The sequence below is a fragment of the Citrobacter sp. TBCS-14 genome (assembly GCF_005280805.1).
Lineage (GTDB): Bacteria > Pseudomonadota > Gammaproteobacteria > Enterobacterales > Enterobacteriaceae > Citrobacter > Citrobacter gillenii.
The window spans coordinates 264-553 of sequence record NZ_SZWM01000047.1; the positions used below are offsets into that span (position 1 = coordinate 264).

Genomic DNA, 290 nt, shown 5'->3' on the forward strand with positions numbered 1-290 from the left:
GCCAGGCTGTTTCCAGCCACTTTCATGGCGTGGCAAATCAACGATAAACAGTTCCGGTACTTTTTCGCCACTGACAGACAACGTGTCGCCGATAAAGGCCAGCGTATGATCCCCCACCCAGCCTTCTTCATAAGCGCGGTTAATCTCATCGCTCCCCGGTTTTGGCGTTGGTGTCGTCTGGCTCACCAGCACGCACCAAGAGTTCCCGCTGTATTCACGGGGATGCTGCGCGGGGACCTTCACCGGCCCATACGGCGCAGCAACGCCGACATTGCGTAAATCCAGCGCCG

Annotated in this window: 1 pseudogene; it reads right to left on the minus strand. The window is 57.9% G+C overall.

What is annotated here, in order from left to right:
• Positions 1-290, minus strand: a pseudogene (locus tag FDX22_RS30745) (DUF3748 domain-containing protein); the annotation flags it as partial.